19 protein-coding genes and 1 pseudogene are annotated in these 22,732 nt (G+C 67.3%); 14 read left to right on the top strand and 6 right to left on the bottom strand.

Features of this window, described 5'->3' with window-relative positions; genetic code table 11:
• Positions 1–10: 10 nt before the first annotated feature.
• The gene (locus CXY91_RS21290) at positions 11–2,215 is read left to right on the top strand and encodes a 3-hydroxyacyl-CoA dehydrogenase NAD-binding domain-containing protein (RefSeq protein ID WP_100963160.1); all 2,205 of its coding nucleotides are present in this window, start codon (positions 11–13) and stop codon (positions 2,213–2,215) included.
• Here the strand turns inward: CXY91_RS21290 and CXY91_RS31010 are convergent.
• A pseudogene (locus tag CXY91_RS31010) lies at positions 2,216–2,373 on the bottom strand (LysR family transcriptional regulator); the annotation flags it as partial.
• A 97-nt stretch (positions 2,374–2,470) separates the two neighbouring features.
• Between CXY91_RS31010 and CXY91_RS21280 the strand changes: the two are divergent.
• The gene (locus CXY91_RS21280) at positions 2,471–2,965 is read left to right on the top strand and encodes a peptide deformylase (protein ID WP_100963159.1); all 495 of its coding nucleotides are present in this window, start codon (positions 2,471–2,473) and stop codon (positions 2,963–2,965) included.
• A gap of 21 nt (positions 2,966–2,986) precedes the next feature.
• Here CXY91_RS21280 and CXY91_RS21275 read toward each other — a convergent pair whose 3' ends face one another.
• The gene (locus tag CXY91_RS21275) at positions 2,987–3,217 is read right to left on the bottom strand and encodes a methionyl-tRNA formyltransferase (protein ID WP_100963158.1); all 231 of its coding nucleotides are present in this window, start codon (positions 3,215–3,217) and stop codon (positions 2,987–2,989) included.
• Between the two features lie 11 nt (positions 3,218–3,228).
• Positions 3,229–4,569, bottom strand: a complete 1,341-nt coding sequence (aptA, locus tag CXY91_RS21270; protein ID WP_100963157.1) for an omega-aminotransferase AptA — start codon at positions 4,567–4,569, stop codon at positions 3,229–3,231.
• A 181-nt stretch (positions 4,570–4,750) separates the two neighbouring features.
• On the opposite strand from aptA, the gene CXY91_RS21265 reads away from it, so the two are divergent.
• The 3 genes from CXY91_RS21265 (at position 4,751) to CXY91_RS21255 (ending at position 9,072) form a co-directional block, all read left to right on the top strand.
• Positions 4,751–6,532: a hypothetical protein gene (locus tag CXY91_RS21265; RefSeq protein WP_100963156.1), complete on the top strand. Its 1,782-nt coding sequence runs from the start codon at positions 4,751–4,753 to the stop codon at positions 6,530–6,532.
• A gap of 145 nt (positions 6,533–6,677) precedes the next feature.
• Positions 6,678–8,132: an EAL domain-containing protein gene (locus CXY91_RS21260; protein ID WP_100963155.1), complete on the top strand. Its 1,455-nt coding sequence runs from the start codon at positions 6,678–6,680 to the stop codon at positions 8,130–8,132.
• A gap of 82 nt (positions 8,133–8,214) precedes the next feature.
• Positions 8,215–9,072, top strand: coding sequence for a TIGR01459 family HAD-type hydrolase (locus CXY91_RS21255; RefSeq protein WP_158673533.1), 858 nt, complete (start codon positions 8,215–8,217; stop codon positions 9,070–9,072).
• A gap of 238 nt (positions 9,073–9,310) precedes the next feature.
• Here the strand turns inward: CXY91_RS21255 and CXY91_RS31325 are convergent, their stop codons facing one another.
• Together CXY91_RS31325 and CXY91_RS21245 are read right to left on the bottom strand one after the other, a co-directional pair.
• A complete protein-coding gene (locus tag CXY91_RS31325; protein WP_425285425.1) occupies positions 9,311–9,718 on the bottom strand; it encodes a papain-like cysteine protease family protein in 408 nt (135 codons plus the stop codon).
• 379 nt (positions 9,719–10,097) lie between these two features.
• Positions 10,098–10,481, bottom strand: coding sequence for a response regulator (locus CXY91_RS21245; protein WP_091831929.1), 384 nt, complete (start codon positions 10,479–10,481; stop codon positions 10,098–10,100).
• A gap of 281 nt (positions 10,482–10,762) precedes the next feature.
• On the opposite strand from CXY91_RS21245, the gene CXY91_RS21240 reads away from it, so the two are divergent.
• The 9 genes from CXY91_RS21240 to CXY91_RS21200 all read left to right on the top strand — a co-directional run bounded on the left by CXY91_RS21240 (position 10,763) and on the right by CXY91_RS21200 (position 21,836).
• On the top strand, positions 10,763–11,206 hold the full coding sequence (locus CXY91_RS21240; RefSeq protein ID WP_465246883.1) for a MaoC family dehydratase: 444 nt from the start codon (positions 10,763–10,765) through the stop codon (positions 11,204–11,206).
• A 77-nt stretch (positions 11,207–11,283) separates the two neighbouring features.
• Positions 11,284–12,267, top strand: a complete 984-nt coding sequence (locus CXY91_RS21235) for a bifunctional riboflavin kinase/FAD synthetase (protein WP_100963153.1) — start codon at positions 11,284–11,286, stop codon at positions 12,265–12,267.
• 194 nt (positions 12,268–12,461) lie between these two features.
• Complete coding sequence (gene ileS, locus CXY91_RS21230) at positions 12,462–15,455, top strand: isoleucine--tRNA ligase (RefSeq protein WP_100963163.1); 2,994 nt, start codon at positions 12,462–12,464, stop codon at positions 15,453–15,455.
• An 8-nt stretch (positions 15,456–15,463) separates the two neighbouring features.
• On the top strand, positions 15,464–15,952 hold the full coding sequence (gene lspA / locus CXY91_RS21225; protein WP_100963152.1) for a signal peptidase II: 489 nt from the start codon (positions 15,464–15,466) through the stop codon (positions 15,950–15,952).
• A 158-nt stretch (positions 15,953–16,110) separates the two neighbouring features.
• Positions 16,111–16,773 carry a hypothetical protein gene (locus CXY91_RS21220; RefSeq protein ID WP_100963151.1) on the top strand — a complete coding sequence of 221 codons (663 nt, stop codon included), beginning with the start codon at positions 16,111–16,113 and terminating at the stop codon, positions 16,771–16,773.
• Positions 16,774–16,917: 144 nt separating this feature from the next.
• A complete protein-coding gene (locus CXY91_RS21215; RefSeq protein WP_100963150.1) occupies positions 16,918–18,213 on the top strand; it encodes a M16 family metallopeptidase in 1,296 nt (431 codons plus the stop codon).
• Positions 18,214–18,267: 54 nt separating this feature from the next.
• Positions 18,268–19,560: a M16 family metallopeptidase gene (locus CXY91_RS21210; RefSeq protein WP_100963149.1), complete on the top strand. Its 1,293-nt coding sequence runs from the start codon at positions 18,268–18,270 to the stop codon at positions 19,558–19,560.
• 22 nt (positions 19,561–19,582) lie between these two features.
• Positions 19,583–21,403 carry a DNA mismatch repair endonuclease MutL gene (mutL, locus tag CXY91_RS21205; protein WP_100963148.1) on the top strand — a complete coding sequence of 607 codons (1,821 nt, stop codon included), beginning with the start codon at positions 19,583–19,585 and terminating at the stop codon, positions 21,401–21,403.
• Between the two features lie 142 nt (positions 21,404–21,545).
• Positions 21,546–21,836 (top strand): GIY-YIG nuclease family protein, encoded by a 291-nt coding sequence (locus tag CXY91_RS21200; protein WP_100963147.1) that lies wholly within the window; start codon positions 21,546–21,548, stop codon positions 21,834–21,836.
• Between the two features lie 108 nt (positions 21,837–21,944).
• Here CXY91_RS21200 and rsmD read toward each other — a convergent pair whose 3' ends face one another.
• Positions 21,945–22,505: a 16S rRNA (guanine(966)-N(2))-methyltransferase RsmD gene (rsmD, locus tag CXY91_RS21195; RefSeq protein WP_100963146.1), complete on the bottom strand. Its 561-nt coding sequence runs from the start codon at positions 22,503–22,505 to the stop codon at positions 21,945–21,947.
• Positions 22,506–22,732: the final 227 nt, after the last annotated feature.

Below are 22,732 nucleotides of genomic sequence, written 5' to 3'. Positions count from 1 at the left end.
GAGAGAGCCGATGAACCTCGTCAATTTCCGCTTCGACACCGACGCCGACGGCATCGCCACCCTGACCTGGGACATGCCCGAGCGCTCGATGAACGTCATCACCCCGCAGGTGATGGAAGAACTTAACCAAGTCGTCGACAAGGTCGCCTCGGACGAGGCGATCAAGGGCTGCGTCATCGTCTCCGGCAAGGAAGCCTTCTCCGGCGGCGCCGACCTCACCATGCTGCAAGGCCTGCGCGACCTCTATGTCAAGCTCGCCAAGGAGCAGGGCGAGCAGATCGCGATGCAGCGCTTCTTCGACGAGAGCCGCAAGCTCAGCCAACTCTATCGCAAGCTCGAAACCTGCGGGAAGCCGTTCGCGGCGGCGATCCATGGCGTCTGCCTCGGCGGCGCCTTCGAACTCGCGCTCTCCTGCCAGCTCCGCGTCGTCTCGGACGATGCCTCGACCCGCGTCGGCCTGCCCGAGATCAAGGTCGGCCTGTTCCCCGGCGCCGGCGGCACCCAGCGCGTCTCGCGCCTGATGCAGACCGGCGACGCGCTGCAGATGATGTTCAAGGGCGACCAGATCAAGGCGCTGCCGGCCCGCAATATGGGCCTCGTCCATGCCGTCCTGCCGCGCGACCAGATCGTCGCCGCGGCCAAGGAATGGCTGAAGGCCAACCCGCAGGCGAAGCAGCCCTGGGAAGACCCGAAGTTCAAGCTGCCCTCGAACAAGGTCCATTCGCCGGCCGGGATGCAGATCTGGCCGCCGGCCAATGCGATCTATCGCCGCGAGACAAACGACAACTACCCGGCCGCCCGCGCCATCCTCAGCGCGGTCTATGAGGGCCTGCAGCTGCCGATGGACCTCGCCCTCAAGGTCGAGAGCCGCTACTTCGCCAAGATCCTGCGGACGAAGGAGGCGGCCTCGATGATCCGCTCGCTCTTCGTTTCGATGCAGGAGCTGAACAAGGGCGCCCGCCGCCCGGCCGACGTGCCCGCTTCGAAGCTGAAGAAGGTCGGCGTCGTCGGCGCCGGCTTCATGGGCGCCGGCATCGCCTATGTCACCGCCAATGCCGGCATCGAGGTGGTGCTGGTCGACCGCGACATCGAGGCGGCCGAGAAGGGCAAGGCCTATTCGCACAAACTGGTCACCGACCAGATCACCAAGGGCAGAGCCAAGACCGCCGATCGCGACGCGCTGCTCGCGCGCATCAAGGCCTCGGCCGACTACGCCGACCTCAAGGGCTGCGACCTGATCGTCGAGGCCGTGTTCGAGGACCCGAAGGTCAAGGCCGAGGTCATCGCCAAGGTCGAGGCCGTGGTCGGCCCCAAGACGATCTTCGGCTCCAACACCTCGACGCTGCCGATCACCGGCCTTGCCGAGCACAGCGAGCGGCCGAAGAATTTCATCGGCATCCATTTCTTCTCGCCGGTCGAGAAGATGCTGCTGGTCGAGATCATCATGGCCAAGAAGACCGGCAAGAAGGCGCTCGCCATGGCGCTCGACTTCGTCCGCGCCATCAGGAAGACGCCGATCGTCGTCAACGATGTCAGAGGCTTCTACGCCAATCGCTGCGTCGGCAACTACATCCGCGAGGGTCACCTCATGCTGATGGAAGGCGTGCCGCCGGCGATGATCGAGGCCGCCGGCAAGCAGGCCGGCATGCCGGTCGGCCCGCTCTCGCTCAATGACGAGGTCGCGGTCGATCTCGCCTACAAGGTGCTGAAGGCGACCAAGGCGCAGCTCGGCGAGGGCGCCGTCGACCCCGCGCAGGAGAAGCTTCTCAACGAGATGGTCGAGAAGCATGGCCGCCTCGGCCGCAAGAACCGGAAGGGCTTCTACGACTATCCGGAAGCCGGCCCGAAGCGGCTCTGGCCCGGTCTCGCCGATCTCGTCTCCAACCATATCCACCCCGAAAAGGTGGATATGGAGGAGCTGAAGCATCGCCTGCTGGTCACCCAGGCGCTCGAAGCGGCCAAGACCTATGAGGAAGGCGTCGTCACCGATCCGCGCGAGGCCGATGTCGGCTCGATCATCGGCTTCGGCTTCGCGCCCTACTCGGGTGGAACGCTGTCCTATATCGACAATATGGGCGCCGCCGCCTTCGTGAAGCTCTGCGAGAGCCTCGCCAAGAAGCATGGCGAGCGCTTCAAGCCGAACCGGCTGCTGAAGCGCATGGCCAAGACCGGCGAGAGCTTCTACGGCAGCGCCGAGAAGAAGGCTGCGGCCTGATCAGGCGAAGAGCTTCTCCTTGAGGAGCGGCTCCAGCCAGTCGGCGAATACCTTCAGGCGGCGCGACAAATGCTGCCGGTGCGGATAGAGCAGGGCGACCGGCATCGGCTCCGCCCTGCGCTCCGCATCACGTCGAACAGCTCGCTAGCTGCCGGATGTGTGGTGGCAACCTGAGGGATGTGGAGCGCATCCATCCGGATCGCTACGCTGTATTGGCGATGACGCTCCAACCGGGGAGCGCATGACAAGACTGCGATGCCTGTCCGACCGATCCTGAGCTTTCCCGATCCGCGCCTGCGGCTACCTGCTCCACCGGTCACGCGGTTCGATGCGGATTTGCGTGCTCTTGCGGAAGACCTGCTCGATACGATGCGGTCGGCGCCCGGCATCGGCATCACCGCGCCGCATATCGGTGTCCCGTCCCGGCTCGTCGTGCTGGAGCTGACGCCCGGCGACGTCCGCATCTATGCCAATCCCAAGCTCGACCAGGTCTCTCGGGAGACCATTCGCCATACCGAGGGCAGCGTCTCGATGCCGGGTGTCACCGACGAGCTCGAGCGCCATGCCCATGTCCGCGTGCGTTATCAGGATCTGGAAGGCAAGGAACAGAGCGAGGATGCCGACGGCTTGCTCGCCGTCTGCCATCAGCATGAGATCGACCAGCTCGACGGCATCTTCTGGATCGACCGCCTGTCGCGACTGAAGCGCGACAGGTTGATCACCCGCTACAACAAGCTGCGGCGGGGGTGAGCCGTCTGTCGGCGCGTTAGGTCAACCGTAGGCTCGCTGCAGAATCGCCAAAAGCTCTCGACCTGTAGTCTTGTCCAACTGGATTGTCTGACTCAGCTTCCCGGGGATTTCTCGGTCAGCCGAGCCGAAGGTATCGATTTGGACAATAGGGCCGTCCGGGCCGCCACCAAAGACTTTGACACGAGCGTGCACCTTGCTGGGGTGCACGCTTCCATCGCTCGGCCCGATCTCAAGCTTTTCGATACGTGCCATGACGACTGGTTTCAGTTCGCCACCGCTCTGATCACCCGCTTGAGCTTGCCGATCAGCTCCTCGACCTGGCTCTCCGTGATGATCAGCGGCGGCGAGAAGGCGATCGTGTCGGCGGCGGTGCGGATCATCAGCCCTTCCTCGTGGAAGGCGCGCTCGATCACCTCGTAGCCGCGCTTGCCGGGGCCCTCGGCCCGCGGCGCGAGATCGACGGCGCCGACCAGGCCGAGCGTGCGGATATCGACCACGTTCGGCTCGCCCTTCAGGCTCATCACCGCATCGGCCCAAGCGTCCTCCATCGCCCGCGCCCGCTCGAACAGGCCCTCCTCGCGATAGATGTCGAGCGCTGCCAGCGAGGCCGCCGCCGCCAGCGGGTGGCCGGAATAGGTGTAGCCGTGGAACAGCTCGATGACGTTGTCGGGCCCGTTCATGAAGGCGTCGTAGACGTGCTTGCGCACGATCACGCCGCCCATCGGCACCGTGCCCGAGGTGACGCCCTTGGCGAAGGTGATCATATCGGGGATCACGCCATAGCGCTCGGCGGCGAAGGCGAAGCCGAGGCGGCCGAAGCCGGTGATGACCTCGTCGAAGATCAGGAGGATGCCGTGCTTGTCGCAGATCTCCCGTAGGCGCTTGAGGTAGCCCTTCGGCGGCGGCAGCGCCCCGGTCGAGCCCGCCATCGGCTCGACGATCACCGCGGCGATTGTCGAGGCGTCGTGCAGGGCGACGACGCGCTCGAGATCATCGGCGAAATGCGCGCCGTAGTCCGGCTCGCCCTTGCTGAAGGCCTGCTTCTCGCGGTCATAGGTGTGGGAGATGTGGTCGGTGCCGGTCAAAAGCCCGCCGAAGAACTTGCGGTTGTTGACCATGCCGCCAACGGAGATGCCGCCGAAGCCGACGCCGTGATAGCCGCGCTCGCGGCCGATCAGCCGGGTTTTCGAGCCCTTGCCTGAGACGTTCCAGTAGGCGAGGGCGATCTTCAGCGCCGAATCCGCCGCTTCCGAGCCCGAGCCGGCAAAGAAGACGTGGTCGAGATCGCCCGGCGCCAGCGCCGCGATTCGGGCTGCCGCCGCGAAGACCTTGGGATGGCCGTACTGGAAGGACGGGGCGTAATCGAGTTCGCGCGCCTGGGCCTGGATCGCCTGGATGATCGGCTCGCGGGCATGGCCGGCATTGCAGCACCAGAGCCCGGCGGTGCCGTCCATCACCGGCTTGCCCTCTGGGGTGTAGTAGAACATGCCCTCTGCCCGGGCGACCATGCGCGGATTCTGCTTGAACGACCGGTTCGCCGTGAACGGCATCCAGTAGGCTTCGAGATCGTTCGGCGAGCTGATGGCGCGCGGCGCAGAGGTCATGGTCCGGTCCCATTTAGTTTTTTAAAGCTTCCTCAACCTAGCAGCGCGGTCGGGGCTGTAAATCCACGTCGGCTCGGGGCATGCCTGCGTCCGGCGAGCGGCGGCCCGCCGCTCGGGGCAGGTGACGTTACGTCGTTTCTGGCGTAGTCTGAACAAGGGGGTAACACTGGACTACGCCCCAATGACTGAAGGCGTTGCCGGTCGGGACGGAAGCGGCACGATCGCGCCGGAGGACATCCGCGCGCAGCTCGACCGCGTCCTTGCATCTGACATCTTTCGCAGCGCGCCACAGCTCACTGCCTTCTTGAGCTATGTCGTCGAGCAGGCCCTGGCCGGGCGCGCCGCCGAGCTCAAGGGTTATACCATTGCGGTCGAGGCATTCGGACGCCCGCCCGAGTTCGATCCGCAATCTGACCCGATCGTGCGCGTCGAGGCGGGGCGCCTGCGCAAGGCGCTCAATCTCTACTTCGCGGCCGAGGGCGTGCGCGATCCCGTGCGGATCGCGATTCCCGTCGGTGCCTATGTGCCCAGCTTCACGCGGCAGGGCTTCGCGGAACCGGAGGCAGCGACCGCAAGCTTGGAGCCTGCGCAGCCCGCAGCCGCCGCCGGCAGGCGATGGCGAGCATGGGCCTATGCGGTTGCAGCGCTGGTTCTGACCGGCGCGATCGCGTTCGTCGCCTGGCGCCAGGCCGGGACCGGGCCGGAGCTGAGCGTCGCCGTCGCGAGCGGGGACATGCAGGCGCCGCGGCCGGCAACCCCCAATGCGCCCGACCAGTCTGCTTCGGCACAGCCTCCCGAGCCGGTCGCTGCGCCTGCGAGCCTGCCCGTGATTGCCGTCGTGATCGCCGGCGACATCGTCGATCCCGCGGTCGAGGATGCGGCGCGGCTGTTCATGCGTCATCTCGTCGACACCATGGCCCGCTTCGACGACCTGCTCGTGGTCAAGTCGCCAGGTACGGCGCTGCGGCCGGAGGAGGGGGCCGATTATATCCTGACCCTCAACACGTCGCGGGCCGGCGACAAGATCGAGGGGTTCGTGCGGCTGAGCGCAGCGAGGGACGGGCGGGTCGTCTGGACCACCTCCGGCGCGCGCAGCCTGGCGGCCGTGAGCGACGGCACGGAACTGCGCGAGCTGGCGCAGGGCGTGGCGATCCGGCTGGCTCAGCCCTTCGGCGTCCTGCATGCCGATTTCAGGCTCGCCACGCTGCCGCCGGGGGTCGGCTGCATTTACATGGCGCTCAATTTCCGCCGGCACATGAAGGCGGACGATCATCTGGCCGCGCGCAACTGCCTCGATGCGCTGGTCGCGCGCGATCCAGACTTCCATCCGGCCTGGTCGCATCTGGCGTTGCTCACCGCGGATGAATACGCCGCCGGTCTGAACGCGCGCTCCGGCTCGCCGCTCGACCGGGCGCTTGCCGCCGCGGTCACGGCCGTGAGGCTCGCGCCGGCGAGCGCGCGCGCTCATCAGGCCCTGATGGAGGCGCAGTTCCTGCGCGGCATGACCGAGGAAGCGCTCAAATCCGGCCGGGAGGCGATGGCGCGCAACCCCTACGATCCCGACATCATGGCCGATCTCGGCGCGCGCTACGTCCAGCTCGACCGGGCGGCCGAGGGCCTGCCCTTGCTCGAGCGCGCCGCTGCGCTGAGCAATGGCCGGCCTTCCTGGTATGACGTCTTCCTCTACTTCGCGGCGTACCTGACCGGCGCGAACAAGCTCGCGGAGAGTCAGGCGTCCCTGATCAAGGCGGAGGAGACGCCGCTCGCTTTGGTCGCACGTGCGGTGGCGAGCGCCGCCGCGGGTGATCGGGACGGGTTGGAGGAGGCCATGCGCATGCTGGGCCAGGCCGAGCCGCTCTTTGCTCTCGATGCGCGGCTCTTCTTGGCCCGCAAAGGGTTCTCGCCGCCGGTCATCGACCGCATCCTGGCTGCGATCGGCCAGGTCGGGCTGCAGTTGCGGTAGACCGGGAACAGGGGGCTTCGGCAAGGTTCGGTCGCACAATCCGTCGATGGACCTCGCAGTTGCTGAATCCGGCCGCTATTCTGCGGTTGTCGCAGCTGATTCGTAGCGTTGCGTTGCCCCTCAACCCCTTGCGCGATTTCGGCCCTTGGCTCGCACCCGCCTCAGCGCTCTCTCTCCGGCCGCCAGCGGCGTCGTCGGCTTTTCGCTGGGCGCAGCGGCGATCCTGCTCCTGCCGGGCAATCTCGCCAACGCATTGGGATTGCTGAGCGCCGGGCTCGGTTTGGCCGGAGCGGCAGCCTTGGCGCGCCGCAACACGGCGCGCGAGCGCGAGCAGCTGCTCGCGGCGATCGGCGAGGTCAAGGTCCGCCTCGCGACCAATGCCATTCGCGTCGACTCGATGGCCAAGCGCCTCGACCAGATGCCGATGGGCGAGGCCGATGCTGCGCCGGCCAAAGCGATGCTCCACGAATTGACGGCGGAGGTCGGTCTGCTCGGCGATCTCCTGCAGCAGGTCGCGACGACCTTGGGCGAGCATGACGACCAGCTCAGTCGTATTGAAGGCCGGCTCGCCAATCCACCGTCGCCGCAACCGGCGCGGATTGCGGCGCTGGTCCCAGAACGTCCCGATTTCCGCGCTCCCGAGCCTCTGGTCGCGACACGGCAGGACCCGGCCGAGGCGGCGCAGCACCGCGCGGCCGAGGAACGCGCCGCCCTGATCAGCGAGGCTCTGGCGAAGGGCCAGGTCGAGGTTCATCTCCAGCCGATCGTCAGCCTGCCGCAGCGCCGGACGCGGGGTTACGAGGCGCTCGTCCGGCTGCGTCTGGACGAGAAGACGCTGCTGCTCCCCTCCGAATTTCTGACCACGGTCGAGGACCGCGGCTTCGGCCCGACGCTCGATGCGCTCGTGCTGACGCGGGCGCTGGCCATCGCCCGCCATCTCGGCAGCAAGCCTGGCGAGCTCTTCGTCTCCTGCAATTTCAGCGCGGCGACCTGGGGCTCGTCGCGCGCCTTGGCGGCGTTGTCGCGCATCTTGGAAAAATACCACGACCACATCGGCAATCTCGTCATCGAGGTGCCGCAGCGCGTCTTCCGGGCGCTGGAGCCGGCGAGCCTCGGCCTGCTCGGCGCCATGTCGGCCAATGGCGTGCGCTTTGCGCTCGACCATGTCGCCGATCTACGCTTCGACCCGGTCTCGCTGCATGATCGCGGCGTGCGCTTCGTCAAGGTCTCGGCGGCGCTGCTGCTGGCCGAGGCGCGCGGTGGCAAGCTCGCCGACATAGCGGCGGGCGACATCGCGATTCAGCTCGCGCGCGGTTCGATCCAGCTCGTCGCCGAGGAGGTCGAGGACGATCCGATGGTCGCCGACATGCTCGATCTCGGCATCGGCTTCGGCCAGGGCATCGTTTTCTCGCCGCCGAGGCCGGTCAGGCCCGAGGTCTTCGCCGAGCCGCAACCGGCTGAGACTGCTCCGATTCCGAAGCCCGCTGCCGCCATGGCGGCGCCCGCTTCCGCCGAGGTGGTCGAGCATCCAGCCATGGCATCGCCGCCTGAGGTCAAGCGCGTGCCCTTCCGCGACATCCTGCGCCGCGCCACCGCCTGACTCGCTCCTCGGGGATTGAAGCGCTGGCCTGTGCTGGCGAAGCCGCGTAGACAGGCGGCGCCAGTCCGATTGGAGTTTGCCCGTGCCGTCATCAACCCGCCTTCTGTCCGGGGTTGCGCCCGTCATCGGCCAGTACGAGCTCTGCCTCTGCGACATCTGGGGCGTGGTCCATAATGGCGTCGCGCCGTTCGCCGCCGCCTGCGATGCCCTGGCCCGGATGCGTGCGGGCGGCGTCACCGTCGTACTGGTCTCGAACGCGCCGCGCCCGCGCTCGGAGATCGCCGTCCAGCTCGGCAAGCTCGGCGTGCCCGGCGACGCCTTCGACGCGATCGTCACCTCCGGCGACGTCGCGCGCGACCTGATCGCCCATCGAGCCGGCGAGCCGCTCTATCACCTCGGCCCGTCCCGCGACCTGCCGCTGATGGCAGGGCTCGACGCGCCGCGCGTCGGCCCCGCTGAGGCGCACTACGTCCTCTGCACCGGCCTGTTCGACGACGAGACCGAGACGGCCGAGAGCTATGCCGAACAGCTTGCGGATTTTGCCCGGCGGAAGCTGACGCTGATCTGCGCCAATCCGGATCTCGTCGTCGATCGTGGCGGACGCATCGTGCCCTGCGCCGGCTCGCTCGCCGTCGCCTATGAGCAGCTCGGCGGCGAGGCGATCTATGCCGGCAAGCCGCATGCGCCGATCTACGACCTCGCCATCCGCATCGGCCAGGAGCTGCGCGGCGAGACGGTCGAGAAGGCGCGCATCCTGGCGATCGGCGATGCGATCCGCACCGACATCGCCGGCGCGGTGCAATATGGCCTGGCTTCGCTGATGTGCGTCGCCGGCATCCATGCCGGCGAGATGGCAGGCTTGTCGGATGGGGCGCTGCAGGGCTGGTTCGGCCGCCAGAGCCACCGACCCGACTACGCCATGCCGCATCTGGCCTGGTGAGAGTACCTCATAGGCCTCTCACTCCGGCCAGCGGCCAAGCGCAGCTCCAGAAACCATTGTGCATCGTCGACCGTCTGTTAGAAATTCCCGGTGCCCTCAGCCTTCGAGACGGCCCTGCCGCGCCCTCAGCATGAAGCTGCGAGTTTCCAAGCAGGTCTAGGCAAGTGCCCTCATGGGGCCGCCAGATGTCGCATGAGGGCACGATGCTTCCGGCAGCTCGTCCAGCAGGTCACACAAGTCATGCTTCCCAGGCGAGCAACCACGGCTTGCCGTTGAAGCTGGCGACATTCGCCCATCGATAGGATCCATACCATGGATCCATGAAGCTGATCTGTGCGACGCCATTTGCGTGGCTGACGCCATAGATGACGATCGTATGTGAATTGAGGACGCTCGACTTGTATATGAGCACGACGAGTCCGTTGCGCAGATGCGAATCGATTAGGCTCTCAGTGAGGCTTTCACGTCGCCAATCCGTGAAATCCATGCTGAAATCGCTCAATAGAGTCAGAATACTTTTCTCGGATGCTCCGCCACTCGGGGGTGGATTGTCGTCATAGCTTGCGGCGATCGAACTCTGCGTGTGGCCAGCATATCCAATCGTGGCTCTCGTCCATGACTCGAAGGCTGCTGCGTAGCAGTGCATAGGTGTGTCTTGTTTAACCTTGGGAGAAACACGCCTGTACATCGATCGCACCCCTTAATCTAAATATTCAATGGCACATGCGATATGAGGCTCTCGCGATGGCACGCTTTCAGAAAACCTCTTTCCAGTCAAAAGAAGATGACAGCCTGCGCGAGGGTGCGGCCGGCCTTGGATGCCGTTTGGAAACTCACAGCCCTCATCGTGGGAAGCGCGTCGAAGGATCTCCAGAGACGCCATTCCTCGCAGGATGGCTCCTCAGGATGAGGGCTCGGTGAACTTCCGAATAGGCTGTGAGCCCTTTGACAGCGTCCGGCCCCCGCTCGCTCCGGCCGCAGTAACGGCGGGAAAGCTATCAAGCGATGGAGTGCGCGACGCTGCCTCAGGCGGCGCAGGCCGCCTCGATCTTCGATTTCAGCGTCTGCGCGTTGAACGGCTTGACGATATAGTTGTTCACGCCGGCCTTCTTGGCGGCGATGACGTTCTCGGTCTTCGATTCCGCCGTCACCATGATGAACGGCGTCTCGGCAATGGCGTCCTCGTTGCGGACCTGGCGCAGCAGCTCGTAGCCGGTCATCGGCTCCATGTTCCAGTCCGAGATCACCAGCCCGTATTTCTTGTCGCGCATCTTGGCGATCGCGGCATTGCCGTCGGAGGCGTCGTCGACATTCTCGAAGCCGAGCTGCTTCAGGAGGCTGCGGATGATCCGGACCATCGTCTGATAGTCGTCCACCACCAGGATCGGCATTGACGGGTCGACAGCCATGACGGCGCTCCAAGCAAGTAGTCAGCAGGGCCCAACGGCGCCGGCGCGGGGTCGCTCTCGCAGAGCGGCGACCTTGGGTCAATTGTCATAGGCGCTCGGCGTTTCAAAGCCGTTAACCCGGTCGCTGAGTGACCCAGCGGCATACGACCTTTGGCGGACGGAGGAACAAGACAACAGGCACCAAAGTTCAATGGTGCGGTGCAGCGAGGTGTGAGAGGCTGCTTGCCCGATTCCGGATTCAGGCGGCCTTTTGGCCGTGCTGCAGTTGCGAGAGCCGACCGATGATGGCGAGCACGCTCTATCAAGTCCATGCCTTCGAGGATCTGGTCGTCGGCCAGCGCGAAAGCCTGATGCGCACGGTGATGGAGCGCGACATCTCGCTTTTCGCCGACCTGTCGGGCGACGCCAATCCGATCCATCTCTGCGACCGCTACGCCGCCTCGACCAAGTTCGGCCAGCGCATCGCACATGGCATGCTGACGGCAAGTCTGGTCTCGGCCCTGCTCGGCACGCGCCTGCCGGGACCGGGCGCTGTCTACCTCTCGCAGACCCTCAATTTCCTTGCGCCGGTGAAGATCGGCGACGTCGTCACCGCCCGCGTCGAGGTGGTTGAACTCGTGCCGGAGCGACGCCGCGCCCGGCTCTTCTGCGAATGCCTGGTCGACGGCAAGGCTGTGCTGGAAGGCGAGGCCTGGGTGGCGCTGCCGCGTGCCACGCACGCCTGAACCGGCCTTGACGCTTCCCGCCGCTTGGGGCCAAACACGGCGGTAGCCGGGGCTTCCCGGCGTCGACCCTGCGTTCCATGAGCTCATTCCCCGAGGCCGCGCGACCTGATGCGCTGCCCGCCTTCACCCTTGAACCCGGCAAGCCGATGCCGGCCGATCTGCGCGGCCGCGTGCTGGCGCTCGGCAATTTCGACGGCGTCCATCGCGGCCATGCCGAGCTCGCCCGCGTCGCCGGCGAGATGGCGGCGCGGCAGGGGACCAGCGCCGCGGCGCTGACCTTCGAGCCGCATCCGCGGACGGTTTTCAGGCCGCAGCAGCCGGTGTTCCGGCTGACGCCGGAGCCGGTCAAGGTCGCGCTCCTCGCCAGCCTCGGGCTCACGCCCAGCTTCGTCGTCCCGTTCGATCGCGCGGTCGCCGCCATTCCGGCCGAGGCCTTCGTCGACGATCTGCTGCTCGGCCAGCTCGGCGCCGCCGGCCTCGTCTGCGGCTATGATTTCCATTTCGGCCAGGGGCGCACAGGCTCGCCCGAGATGCTGCAGGCGCGCGCCGGCCATGTAGGCATTCCGGTCGCTGTCGTGCCGCCCTTCGCGTTCCAGGGCGAGCCGGTCTCCTCGACGCTGGTGCGCACGGCGCTCGAAGCCGGCGATGTCGGTCATGCCGCGGCGCTGCTCGGCCGGCCCTGGTTCGTGCGTGGCGAAGTCGCCCATGGCGACAAGCGCGGCCGGGATCTCGGCTATCCCACCGCCAACATGCATCTCAGCCATGATTGCCGCCTGCGCTTCGGCATCTATGCGGTTCGCATGAAGATCGACGGAGCCTGGCATAACGGTGTCGCCAGCTTCGGCAGCAGGCCGACCTTCGACGACGGCGCGCCCAGGCTCGAGACCTTCGTCTTCGACTTCTCCGGCGATCTCTACGGCAAGACCGTCGACGTCGCCTTCGTCGCCTTCCTGCGCGGCGAGGCGAAATTCGATACGCGCGAGGCGTTGATCGTCCAGATGGATGCCGACAGCGCAAGCGCACGTGGCATCCTGGCGGCGACGCCGGCCTTCCTTCCATGACCGCGCTTTGCTAGAAGCCGCTGATGTCCGCTCTGCACCTCGTTTCGCCCCTGCGAATTACCGGCCCGGCTGCCGCCCTGCGCTGATGGCGCGGGCGCTTGCGCAGGCCGGGACGACGATCGCTTCCCCGTGACATCTCCAGGATGGGCGCCGCACCGCATGCCGAGCCGCCATCCGCACCGCCGAGCCGGATCATGACCGACAAGACCGCCGAGAAGCCCGAGACCACCGACTATTCGCAGACCCTGTTCCTGCCGCAGACGGAATTCCCGATGCGCGCCGGCCTGCCGCAGCGCGAGCCCGAATTGCTCGCCCGCTGGGCCAGGATGGACCTTTACCGCAAGCTGCGCGAGGCCGGGCAGGGCCGCGACCGCTTCGTCCTGCATGACGGCCCACCCTATGCCAACGGCAACATCCATATCGGCCATGCGCTCAACAAGGTGCTGAAGGACCTGGTGACGCGCTCGCAGCAGATGCTCGGCTACGATTCGAACTATGTTCCGGGCTGGGACTGCCACGGCTTGCCGATCGAGTGGAAGATCGAGGAGCAGTACCGCGCCAAGGGCCTGAACAAGGACGACGTCGATGTCGTCGAATTCCGCAAGGAATGCCGCGTCTTCGCCGAGAAATGGGTCGACATCCAGCGCAACGAGTTCAAGCGGCTCGGCGTCGAGGGCGACTGGGACGATCCGTACCTGACCATGGCTTATGGCGCCGAGGCGCAGATCGCCCGCGAGATCATGAAGTTCGCTGAGAACGGCATGCTCTATCGCGGCTCCAAGCCGGTGATGTGGTCTGTCGTCGAGAAGACCGCCCTGGCCGAGGCCGAGGTCGAGTACGAGGAGCACACCAGCGATATGATCTTCGCGGCGTTCCCGGTGCTTGGCTCGGGGCCGCTCGCGGGAGCGTCGGTGCTGATCTGGACGACGACCCCCTGGACCATCCCCGGCAACCGCGCGATCTCGTTCCACCACAAGATCGCTTATGGCCTCTACCGCGTCACGGCCGCCCCGGAAGGCAACTGGGCCAAGGTCGGCGCGCGCTATGTGCTGGCCAAGAACCTCGCCGAAGCGCTGTTCAAGGCCGCCAAGGTCGAGGCTTACGAGCTGGAGCGCGACGTCAGCGCCGCTGATCTCGACGGTCTCGCGACCGCTCATCCGCTGCGCGGCCAGGGCTACGACTTCGACGTGCCGCTGCTCGACGGCGATCATGTCACAGATGATGCCGGTACCGGCTTCGTCCATACCGCGCCCGGCCATGGCCGCGAGGACTTCGACGTCTGGATGGCCAATGGCCGCACGCTCGCCGAGCGCGGCATCGAGACGCGCATTCCCTACACCGTCGACGCCGATGGCCGCTTCACCAAGGAGGCGCCGGGATTCGAGGGCGCGCAGGTCATCACCGACAAGGGCGAGAAGGGCAACGCCAACGAGGTGGTGATCAAGGCGCTCGCGGCGACCGGCAACCTCGTCTCGCGCGGCCGGCTCAAGCACCAGTATCCGCACAGCTGGCGCTCGAAGAAGCCGGTGATCTTCCGCAACACGCCGCAATGGTTCATCGCCATGGACAAGCCATACGGCGATGCCGGCGCTCCCGATCCGGCGGCGCCGGCCCCGACCGCCGGCGGCAATGCCGACACGCTGCGTAACCGTGCGCTCAGGGCGATCAGGGAGACGCAATGGGTCCCCGCCGCCGGCGAGAACCGAATCAACGGCATGATCGCCAACCGACCCGACTGGGTGGTGTCGCGCCAGCGTGCCTGGGGCGTGCCGATCACCGTCTTCGTCGACAAGGAGAGCAAGGAGATCCTGGTCGACGACAAGGTCAACGCCGCGATCGCCGAGGCCTTCGAGCAGGAGGGCGCCGACGCCTGGTTCACCGACACCGACGGTGCGCGCTTCCTGAAGCCCTATGGCTACGATCCGGCGAAGTACGAGCGCGTCGTCGACGTGCTCGATGTCTGGTTCGATTCAGGCTCGACCCATGCCTTCACTTTGGAGAAGCGCGCCGATCTCAAGACCCATCGCGTCGTCGATGGCGGCCGCGACAAGGTGATGTATCTCGAAGGCTCGGACCAGCATCGCGGCTGGTTCCATTCGAGCCTGCTCGAAAGCTGCGGCACGCGCGGCCGGGCCCCCTACGACGTGGTCCTGACCCACGGCTTCTGTCTCGACGAGAAGGGCGAGAAGATGTCGAAGTCGAAGGGCAACGTCACCGCCCCGCAGGACGTGATCAAGGACAGCGGCGCCGACATCCTGCGCCTCTGGGTCGCGGCGGCCGACTATTCCGACGATCTGCGCATCGGCAAGGAGATCCTGAAGACCTTCGTCGAGACCTATCGCAAGCTGCGCAACACCATGCGCTGGATGCTCGGCACGCTGGCGCATTTCGACGAGGCGATCCGCGTCTCCGATTCGGCCTCGATGCCGGAGCTCGAGCGGCTGATGCTGCACCGTCTCGCCGAGCTCGGGCCGCAGGTCGAGGAGGCCTACCGGACCTACGATTACAAGAAGGTCGTGACGCTGCTCTCGCAGTTCATGAACACCGAGCTCTCGGCCTTCTACTTCGACGTCCGCAAGGACGCGCTCTATTGCGACCCGCGCTCCAGCCATGTCCGCAAGAGCGCGCTCACCGTCGTCGACCAGCTCTTCCGCTGCCTGACGACCTGGCTCGCGCCGATCCTGGTCTTCACCGCGGAGGAAGCCTGGCTCGACCGCTATCCGCAGGTGAGGGACGGCGATGGCTCGGTGCATCTCGAGCTCTTCGCCAGGGCCGACGAGGCCTGGCTCGATCCGGAGCTGGCCGAGCGCTGGGCCAAGGTTCGCCGCGTGCGCCGCGTCGTCACCGGTGCGCTGGAACTGGAGCGCGCCGGCAAGCGTATCGGTTCCTCGCTGGAGGCCGCTCCTGTCGTCCACATCGCCGATCCCGATCTGCGCGTGGCCCTGAGCGGGCTCGATCTCGCCGAGATCTGCATCACCTCCGGTGCGACGATCGCCGACGGGGAGGGGCCGGCCGAGGCTTTCCGCCTGCCGGACGTCCCCGGCGTCTCGGTGGTGCCGTCGCGCGCTTCGGGCATCAAATGCGCCCGCTCCTGGAAGTATTTCGATCCGGCGACGGCCGAGCCCGGCTTCCCCGAGGTGACGCCGCGCGACGCCCAGGCGCTGCGCGAGCTCGGGCGCGCCGCGTGACGGCTGCGATGACGCCGCTGCGCCGTCTCGGCGCCCTGATCGTCGGGCTCACCTTCGTGCTCGACCAGGCGCTGAAGCTCTGGCTGCTCTTCGGCCTCCGCTTGGCCGAGGAGGGGCCGTTCCAGCTCGCCTCCTTCCTGGAGATCGTGCTCGCCTGGAACCGCGGCATCTCCTACGGCCTGTTCCAGCAATCGACCGATATCGGCCGCTGGGCGCTGGTGGTGCTCTCCATCGTCGCGGCGATCTGGCTCTGGCGCTGGATGTGGCGCAGCGACGACAGGCTGACGGTGGTGAGCCTTGCGCTGATCATCGGCGGGGCGCTCGGCAATGGGCTCGACCGCATGGTCTACGGCGCCGTCGTCGACTTCGTGCATGTCCATGTCGGCAGCTTCAGCTGGTACATCTTCAACATCGCCGACGCGGCGATCGTCTTCGGCGTGCTCGGCCTCCTGTGGGAATCGCTGAGGCCGGGGGCGGGGCGTTCCAAGGCGGCTTGAGGCGTCCTAGTGGCGCTGGCAAACAGGCCGGCCACAGCTCATTTACGGCAATCTGGCAAAAGGGCTCCCGATTTTGCGGGATATGGGTTAAAAGGCCCGCCATGCTTTCGCCGTGTCGCTCAGGCAAGACGCGGCAGGTATCGGTATGGAGAGGTGAGATGGCTTATCGGATCCGCGCTTCGCGCATGCTGCTTGCCGGCGGCCTGCTGCTGGCGACGACCCCTGCTTTCGCCCAGGAGGGCATGCTCTTCAAGAACCTGGTCGATGGCATGGGCCTGTTCGGCCGCGACAAGGCGGATATCGAGTACAAGCAGCGCGCTCCGCTGGTTGTGCCGCCGTCCTCCACCTTGCCGAAGCCGCAGGAGGCCGGCGCCAACCGTAGCGCCGCCTGGCCGGACGATCCGGACGTCGCCCGCCGCAAGGCCGAGCGCGACAGCTCCAACATCCTGTTCTCGACCACCGAGGCCTACCGCGCCAACACCAGGCCGCTGATGTCGCAGGAGGAACTGCGCCGCGGCCGCGTCGCCGGTCGTGCCAACGGGCCCGAAGGTATCGTTCCCGACCACAACACCGGCAACAATCAGATCGAGCCGATCCGTATCGGCCGCGAAATGGCGGCACGTCAGGCGCAGACCGATACCTCGAACCTCGCCTACGGCACCGAGCCGGCTCGGCGCTTCCTGCACGAGCCGCCGACCGGCTATCGCCGCCCGGCCGCGACGGCCGCGCTCGGCCCCGGTCAGTCCGGTCCGCGCGAGGACAAGCAGGCTGTCGGCCAGCGCGAGTTCCTCGTCGGCCAGAAGGTCTACGAGAACCAATAGGCTGCATGCCATTGTCTTGCGCTGCGTTGGTTTTCTGCCGCAGCCGGACTATCTGGAGCACGAGCCCCCGTTCCGGCTCGGGTCCATGCGGGCCCGAGCCGCGTCGTTTCTGGACCTCGCGATCTGCAGGAGCTTTTCAAGGTCATGACGGTGCACACCGCTCCCGCCAACACAGCCAGCCAGATCGACTCCTACAGGCTCGCCAACGGGCTCCAGATCGTGGTCGCGCCCGACCACCGCGCCCCTGTCGTCACCCACATGGTCTGGTACCGCAACGGTTCCGGCGACGATCCGGCCGCCAAGTCGGGCATCGCCCATTTCCTCGAACACCTGATGTTCAAGGGTACGGCGAAATGGCCGGCCGGCGAGTTCTCGAAGATCGTCGCGAGCTATGGCGGCCAGGAGAACGCCTTCACCTCCTATGACTACACCGCCTATTTCCAGCGCGTGCCGAAGGAGCACCTGCGCGCGATGATGGACTACGAGGCCGACCGGATGACCGGCCTCGCCTTCGACGAGAGCGTGGTTGCGCCGGAGCGCGATGTGGTGCTGGAAGAGCGGCGCATGCGCGTCGACGCCGACCCCGCCGCCCAGCTCGGCGAGGAGTTCTCCAGCGCGCTCTATGTCCACCACCCCTACGGAACGCCGATCATCGGCTGGGAGCACGAGATCGAGGGGCTCTCGCGCGACGACGCCTTCGCCTATTACCAGCGCTTCTATACCCCGGAGAACGCCATCCTGGTCGTCGCCGGCGATGTCGAGCCTGCCGAGGTCCTGCGTCTCGCCCAGGAGACCTATGGCGTGATCCCGGCCCGCGGTGAGGCGCCTGCCCGCAAGCGTCCGGCCGAGCCCGAACCGCGCGCCGCCCGCCGGGTCGCCCTCAACGATCCGCGCGTGCAGCAGCCCTCGCTGCGCCGCGCCTGGCTGGCTCCGACCTATGTCTCGCCGCAGCGTGACGAAGCCTTCGCGCTCGAACTCGCAGCCGAGATTCTCGGCGGGGGTACGACCTCGCGGCTCTATCGCAAGCTCTGCGTCGAGCAGGAACTCGCTGCCGGTGCCGGCGCTTATTTCATGGGCTCGATGGTCGACCGCTCTGCCTTCCAGCTCTCGGTCAGCCCGCGTCCGGGTGTCGAGATGGCGGCGCTCGAAGCCGGGCTCGATGCGGCGCTCGCCGCTTTCATCGCGGCAGGGCCGACCGAGCTCGAGCTCGCCCGCGCCCGCACCCGCCTCGTCGCCGAAACCGTCTTCGCACGCGACAGCCAGTCCTCGCTCGCACGCATCTTCGGCTCGGCGCTCGCCGTGGGCGAGAGCGTCGAGGACGTGCTGCTCTGGCCGCAGCGCATCGAGGCCGTGACGCGCGAGCAGGTGATGGAGGCGGTTCGGCGCTATCTTCGCCCCGATCGCTCGGTCACCGGCCTGCTCCTGCCGGCCGCCGCCTGATATCGCGCTCAAAGCCATTATGGGCGGGCTACGGTCCGCCGCCGAGGATTGCCGATGACCGTTTCGCTCGCTCCCGCCACTGCCACTCCCGGTCCCTCGCTCGCCGTCCAGCGCGTCACCGCCGCTTGCGGTGTCGAGGCCTGGCTGGTCGAGGAGCACAGCCTGCCGCTGCTAGCCCTCGATTTCGCCTTCGACGGCGGCGCCAACCGCGATCCGGCCAATGCCGCCGGCAGTGCCAACCTCATTTCCGGCCTGCTCGACGAGGGTGCCGGCGATCTCGATGCCGAGGCCTTCCAGGGCCGGCTGGCCGACCACGCCATCAACCTCTCCTTCGATGCCCGCCGCGACGACTTCCACGGCCAGCTTCAGACGTTGTCGCAGCATCGCGAGACCGCCTTCGAATTGCTCGGTCTTGCGCTCAATGCGCCGCGCTTCGACGCCAATGCGGTCGCGCGGGTCAAGGCGCAGGTGATCGCCGGCCTGCAGCGCCAGGCGCAGAACCCGGATGTGATGTGCCGCAACGCTCTCTTCGCCGCCGCCTTTCCCGGCCATCCCTATGGTCGGCCGGAGCGCGGTGACGTCGCCAGCGTCGGGGGCATCGAGCCCGCGGCGCTGAAGGCGCTGACGCAGGGCCTCTTCACCCGCGGCGGTCTCAAGGTCGTCGCGGTCGGCGACATCACCGCGAGCGAGCTGGCTTCGCGGCTCGACGTTCTCTTCGGCTCGCTGCCGGCCGGGGCGCCGCGTGTCGAGCCGGCAGCCCCCTTGCCTGTCGCAGGGCTCGGCCAGACCCGTGTCGTCGATCTCGACGTGCCGCAGACCGTGCTGCGCTTCGTCGGCCCCGGCCTGATGTGGGATGATCCGGATTTCATCGCTGCGACCGTGCTGAACCATATCCTCGGCGGCTCGGCCTTCACCTCGCGCCTGTTCATGGAAGTCCGCGAGAAGCGCGGCCTCGCCTATGGCGTCTCCTCCAGCCTGATGCCGCTGCGCCAGACCGGCTTCCTCGTCGGCGGCACCTCGACCCGCAACGACCGCGTCGCCGAATCGATGAGCGTGATCCGCGAGGAGATCGCCAAGCTCGTGACCGAAGGGCCGAGCGAGCACGAGGTCGAGGAGGCCAAGCGCTATCTGATCGGCTCCTACTCGCTGCGCTTCGACACCTCGCCGAAGATCGCCGGCGAACTGCTCGGCCTTGCGATCCGCGGCGAGCAGCCCGATTTCGTCGAGACCCGCAACCAGCGTTTCGCCGCGGTGACGCTGGCCGATGTCCGGCGCGTTGCCCAGCGCCTGTTCGGCGAGGGCAAGCTGCTCGTCCAGGCCGTCGGCCGGCCGGTGGGGCTGGTCTGACGCTCCCGGCCGAGGAGCTCTCATGAGCATTCGCCGTCTCGATCCCGTCCTGGTCGATCGCATCGCCGCCGGCGAGGTGATCGAGCGGCCGGCCGCGGCGGTGAAGGAGCTGGTCGAGAACGCGATCGATGCCGGTGCTGCCAGCATCGCCGTCACCATCCGGGCCGGCGGGCGCGAGCTGATCCGCGTCGTCGACGACGGCATCGGCATGAGCCCGGAGGACCTTGCCCTCTGCGTCGAGCGCCACGCCACCTCCAAGCTTCCGGACGGCGATCTCTTCGCCATCCGCTCGCTCGGCTTCCGCGGCGAGGCGCTGCCCTCGATCGGCTCGGTGGCGCGGCTGTCGATCACCACGCGCCAGCGCGATGCGACGCAGGGCTGCGCCCTCGTGGTCGAGGCCGGCGCCAAGGGGGCGGTCAGGCCGGCGGCGGCAGCGCCCGGCACCCGGATCGAGGTCAGCGACCTCTTCATCTTCACCCCGGCCCGCCTGAAATTCCTGAAGAGCGACCGCGCCGAGGCACAGGCCGTCTCCGACATGCTGCGGCGGCTCGCCATCGCCCATCCGGAGGTGCGCTTCTCGCTCGAGGGCGAGCATGCCGGCGCCTTCGACTGGCCAGCCGAGCCGATCGGTTCGGATGGCCATCTGCGCCGCCTCGGCCGCGCGCTGGGCCGCGATTTCCCGGAGAACGCGCTGCCGGTCGAGACCGAGCGCGAGGGTGTCAGGCTCTCCGGTTTCGCCGGTCTGCCGACCTTCCATCGCGGCACCTCGGCCGGCGTCCACATGGCGGTGAATGGCCGCCCGGTGCGCGACAAGCTGCTGCTCTCGGCGGTGCGCGGCGCCTATGCCGACTTCGTACCCTCCGACCGCCACCCGGTGCTTTATCTCGATGTGCTCTGCGACCCCGCCGTCGTCGACGTCAACGTCCACCCGGCCAAGAGCGAGGTTCGCTTCCGCGATCCGGCGCTGGTGCGCGGCCTCGTCGTGTCGAGCCTCAAGGCGGCTTTGGCAGGCGCCGGCCACCGCGCCACCACCACCGGCGGCGCCCGCACGCTCGACGCCTTCCGCGCGGTCTTCTCGGGCGGCGGCTTCGGCAATGCCGGGCCGGCCGCGATCCAGCGCCCGAACTTCGGCAGCGTCGCCGATTGGCGCATGCCAGAGCCGGCCGCACCCACCCAGCCGATGCAGGCCGGCTTTTCCGATCTCGCCATGCCCTCGGCCGATGCGAGAGCCCATCTCGCCGAACCGCCGCAGGACGCGCTCGACCGGCCGCTTGGCGCTGCCCGCGCTCAGGTCCACGGCACCTATATCGTCGCGCAGACCCGCGACGGCATGGTCATCGTCGACCAGCACGCCGCCCATGAGCGCTTGGTCTATGAGCGGCTCAAGGCCGAACGGGCGAGGACTGGCATTGCCCGTCAGCCCATGCTCTTGCCCGAGGTGGTCGAGCTCGACCCCGTCGATGCGGACCGGCTGAATGCCGCGGCTTCGGACCTCGCCTCGCTCGGCCTGGTCATCGAGAGCTTCGGCCCCGGCGCCGTGCTTGTGCGCGAGGCGCCGGCCGCGGTCGCCGGCGGCGATCTCCAGGGCATCGTCCGCGACGTCGCCGACGCGCTCGCCGAGCATGGCGATGCCGGCTCGCTGGAACGGCGGCTCGACCATGTGCTGGCGACCATGGCGTGCCACAACTCGGTCCGCGCCGGCCGCCGCCTGCGGCCCGAGGAGATGGACGCGCTCTTGCGCGAGATGGAGGCGACGCCGAATTCCGGCCAGTGCAATCACGGCCGGCCGACCTATGTCGAACTGAAGCTCAGCGATATCGAGAAGCTGTTCGGGAGACGGTAATGGAAAGCGCTCCCGTCGTTGCGAGGAGCATCGGCGACGAAGCAATCCAGGACGACATGGAGCGCTGCCGCCCCTGGATTGCTTCGCTACGTTCGCAATGACGGCTATTGATGCTTTGAATTGTCGAAGCCGAAGGTCGAGCATGCGCGAACCCGCTGTCTACATCATGGCGAGCCAGCGCAACGGTACGCTCTATGTCGGTGTAACTGCGAACCTTAATGAACGCGTCTGGCCGCATAGAGAGGCATTATTGGCAGGCTTCACCAAACGATACGGCTACAAGCTCCTCGTCTGGTATGAACGGCACGAGCGAATGGAAGATGCCATCGGCCGCGAGAAGCAGGTCAAGGGCGGTTCGCGCGCCAGAAAGCTTGCGCTGATCGAGACGATGAATCCGAGTTGGCGCGATCTGTATGAGGATTTGGCGGGCTGACGCCCCCCGTCATTGCGAGCGAAGCGAAGCAATCCAGGGGGGCTTGCCGCAGTACCTTGCCGTCCCTGGATTGCTTCGTCGCTGCGCTCCTCGCAATGACGAAGAGGCTCAGCTTGCCCTCAAAAACCGCACCTGCGTCTCGCCATAGTCGCGCCGGTCGAGCTCCTCGAACCCGTCCGGCAGCGTGATCTGCGCGTCCGCCGCTTCCTCCAGCAGGATGAGCGCATCCTTTGCCAGCCAGCCGCCCTCGCGCGCCGAGGCGAGCGCCTTTTCGCCCAGGCCCTTGCGATAGGGCGGGTCGCAGAAGACGAGATCGAACGGCGCCATGCCGGTGATCGGGCCGAGCCTGGTCGCGTCGCGCCGGAAGATGCGGCTATAGCCGGCGAGGCCGAGTGCCATCTGGTTCTCGCGGATCAGCCCGCGCGCCTCGGCCCCGTCATCGACCAGAAGCGCGAAGGCGGCGCCGCGCGACAGCGCCTCGAACGCCATCGCGCCGGTGCCGGCGAAGAGGTCGAGCACGCGCGCCCCGTCTGCCGCATCGCCATGGCCATGCGCCAGCACGTTGAACAGCGATTCCCGCAGCCGGTCCGAGGTCGGCCGGATCGCGCCGATGCCCGGCTTCGGGCCGGCGAGAGACCGGCCGCCGAAGCGGCCCCCGACGATGCGCATCAAGCGGTCTCTTGCATTGTGGGCATGATGTACCCCGAAACCCGGGTCCCCCTTTTCGGCATCATGCCCGCCTCAGCCGCGACGGTCACGTCCGCCGCCCGAACGCGGCGGACCGGAGCGCGGCGGACCGGACCGTGGTGGGCGCTTGTCGCCGCCAGGGCGCGGGCCGCGTCCGCCCGGACGATCGCCGCTTGGCCGCTCGCCGGTCGGCTTGCCGCGGAACGGGC

It is taken from the genome of Allobosea sp. FBZP-16, from assembly GCF_002831785.1.
Taxonomy (GTDB): Bacteria; Pseudomonadota; Alphaproteobacteria; order Rhizobiales; family Beijerinckiaceae; genus Allobosea; species Allobosea lupini.
This window is presented reverse-complemented; position numbering and strand designations above follow the sequence as displayed.

Coding starts and splice junctions, on each gene's coding strand:
- CXY91_RS21290 (WP_100963160.1), top strand. CDS start 11: ATGAACCTCGTCAATTTCCGCTTCGACACCGACGCCGACGGCATCGCC.
- CXY91_RS21280 (WP_100963159.1), top strand. CDS start 2,471: ATGCCTGTCCGACCGATCCTGAGCTTTCCCGATCCGCGCCTGCGGCTA.
- CXY91_RS21275 (WP_100963158.1), bottom strand. CDS start 3,217: ATGGCACGTATCGAAAAGCTTGAGATCGGGCCGAGCGATGGAAGCGTG.
- aptA (WP_100963157.1), bottom strand. CDS start 4,569: ATGACCTCTGCGCCGCGCGCCATCAGCTCGCCGAACGATCTCGAAGCC.
- CXY91_RS21265 (WP_100963156.1), top strand. CDS start 4,751: ATGACTGAAGGCGTTGCCGGTCGGGACGGAAGCGGCACGATCGCGCCG.
- CXY91_RS31325 (WP_425285425.1), bottom strand. CDS start 9,718: ATGCACTGCTACGCAGCAGCCTTCGAGTCATGGACGAGAGCCACGATT.
- CXY91_RS21245 (WP_091831929.1), bottom strand. CDS start 10,481: ATGGCTGTCGACCCGTCAATGCCGATCCTGGTGGTGGACGACTATCAG.
- CXY91_RS21240 (WP_465246883.1), top strand. CDS start 10,763: ATGATGGCGAGCACGCTCTATCAAGTCCATGCCTTCGAGGATCTGGTC.
- CXY91_RS21235 (WP_100963153.1), top strand. CDS start 11,284: ATGAGCTCATTCCCCGAGGCCGCGCGACCTGATGCGCTGCCCGCCTTC.
- ileS (WP_100963163.1), top strand. CDS start 12,462: ATGACCGACAAGACCGCCGAGAAGCCCGAGACCACCGACTATTCGCAG.
- lspA (WP_100963152.1), top strand. CDS start 15,464: ATGACGCCGCTGCGCCGTCTCGGCGCCCTGATCGTCGGGCTCACCTTC.
- CXY91_RS21220 (WP_100963151.1), top strand. CDS start 16,111: ATGGCTTATCGGATCCGCGCTTCGCGCATGCTGCTTGCCGGCGGCCTG.
- CXY91_RS21215 (WP_100963150.1), top strand. CDS start 16,918: ATGACGGTGCACACCGCTCCCGCCAACACAGCCAGCCAGATCGACTCC.
- CXY91_RS21210 (WP_100963149.1), top strand. CDS start 18,268: ATGACCGTTTCGCTCGCTCCCGCCACTGCCACTCCCGGTCCCTCGCTC.
- mutL (WP_100963148.1), top strand. CDS start 19,583: ATGAGCATTCGCCGTCTCGATCCCGTCCTGGTCGATCGCATCGCCGCC.
- CXY91_RS21200 (WP_100963147.1), top strand. CDS start 21,546: ATGCGCGAACCCGCTGTCTACATCATGGCGAGCCAGCGCAACGGTACG.
- rsmD (WP_100963146.1), bottom strand. CDS start 22,505: ATGCGCATCGTCGGGGGCCGCTTCGGCGGCCGGTCTCTCGCCGGCCCG.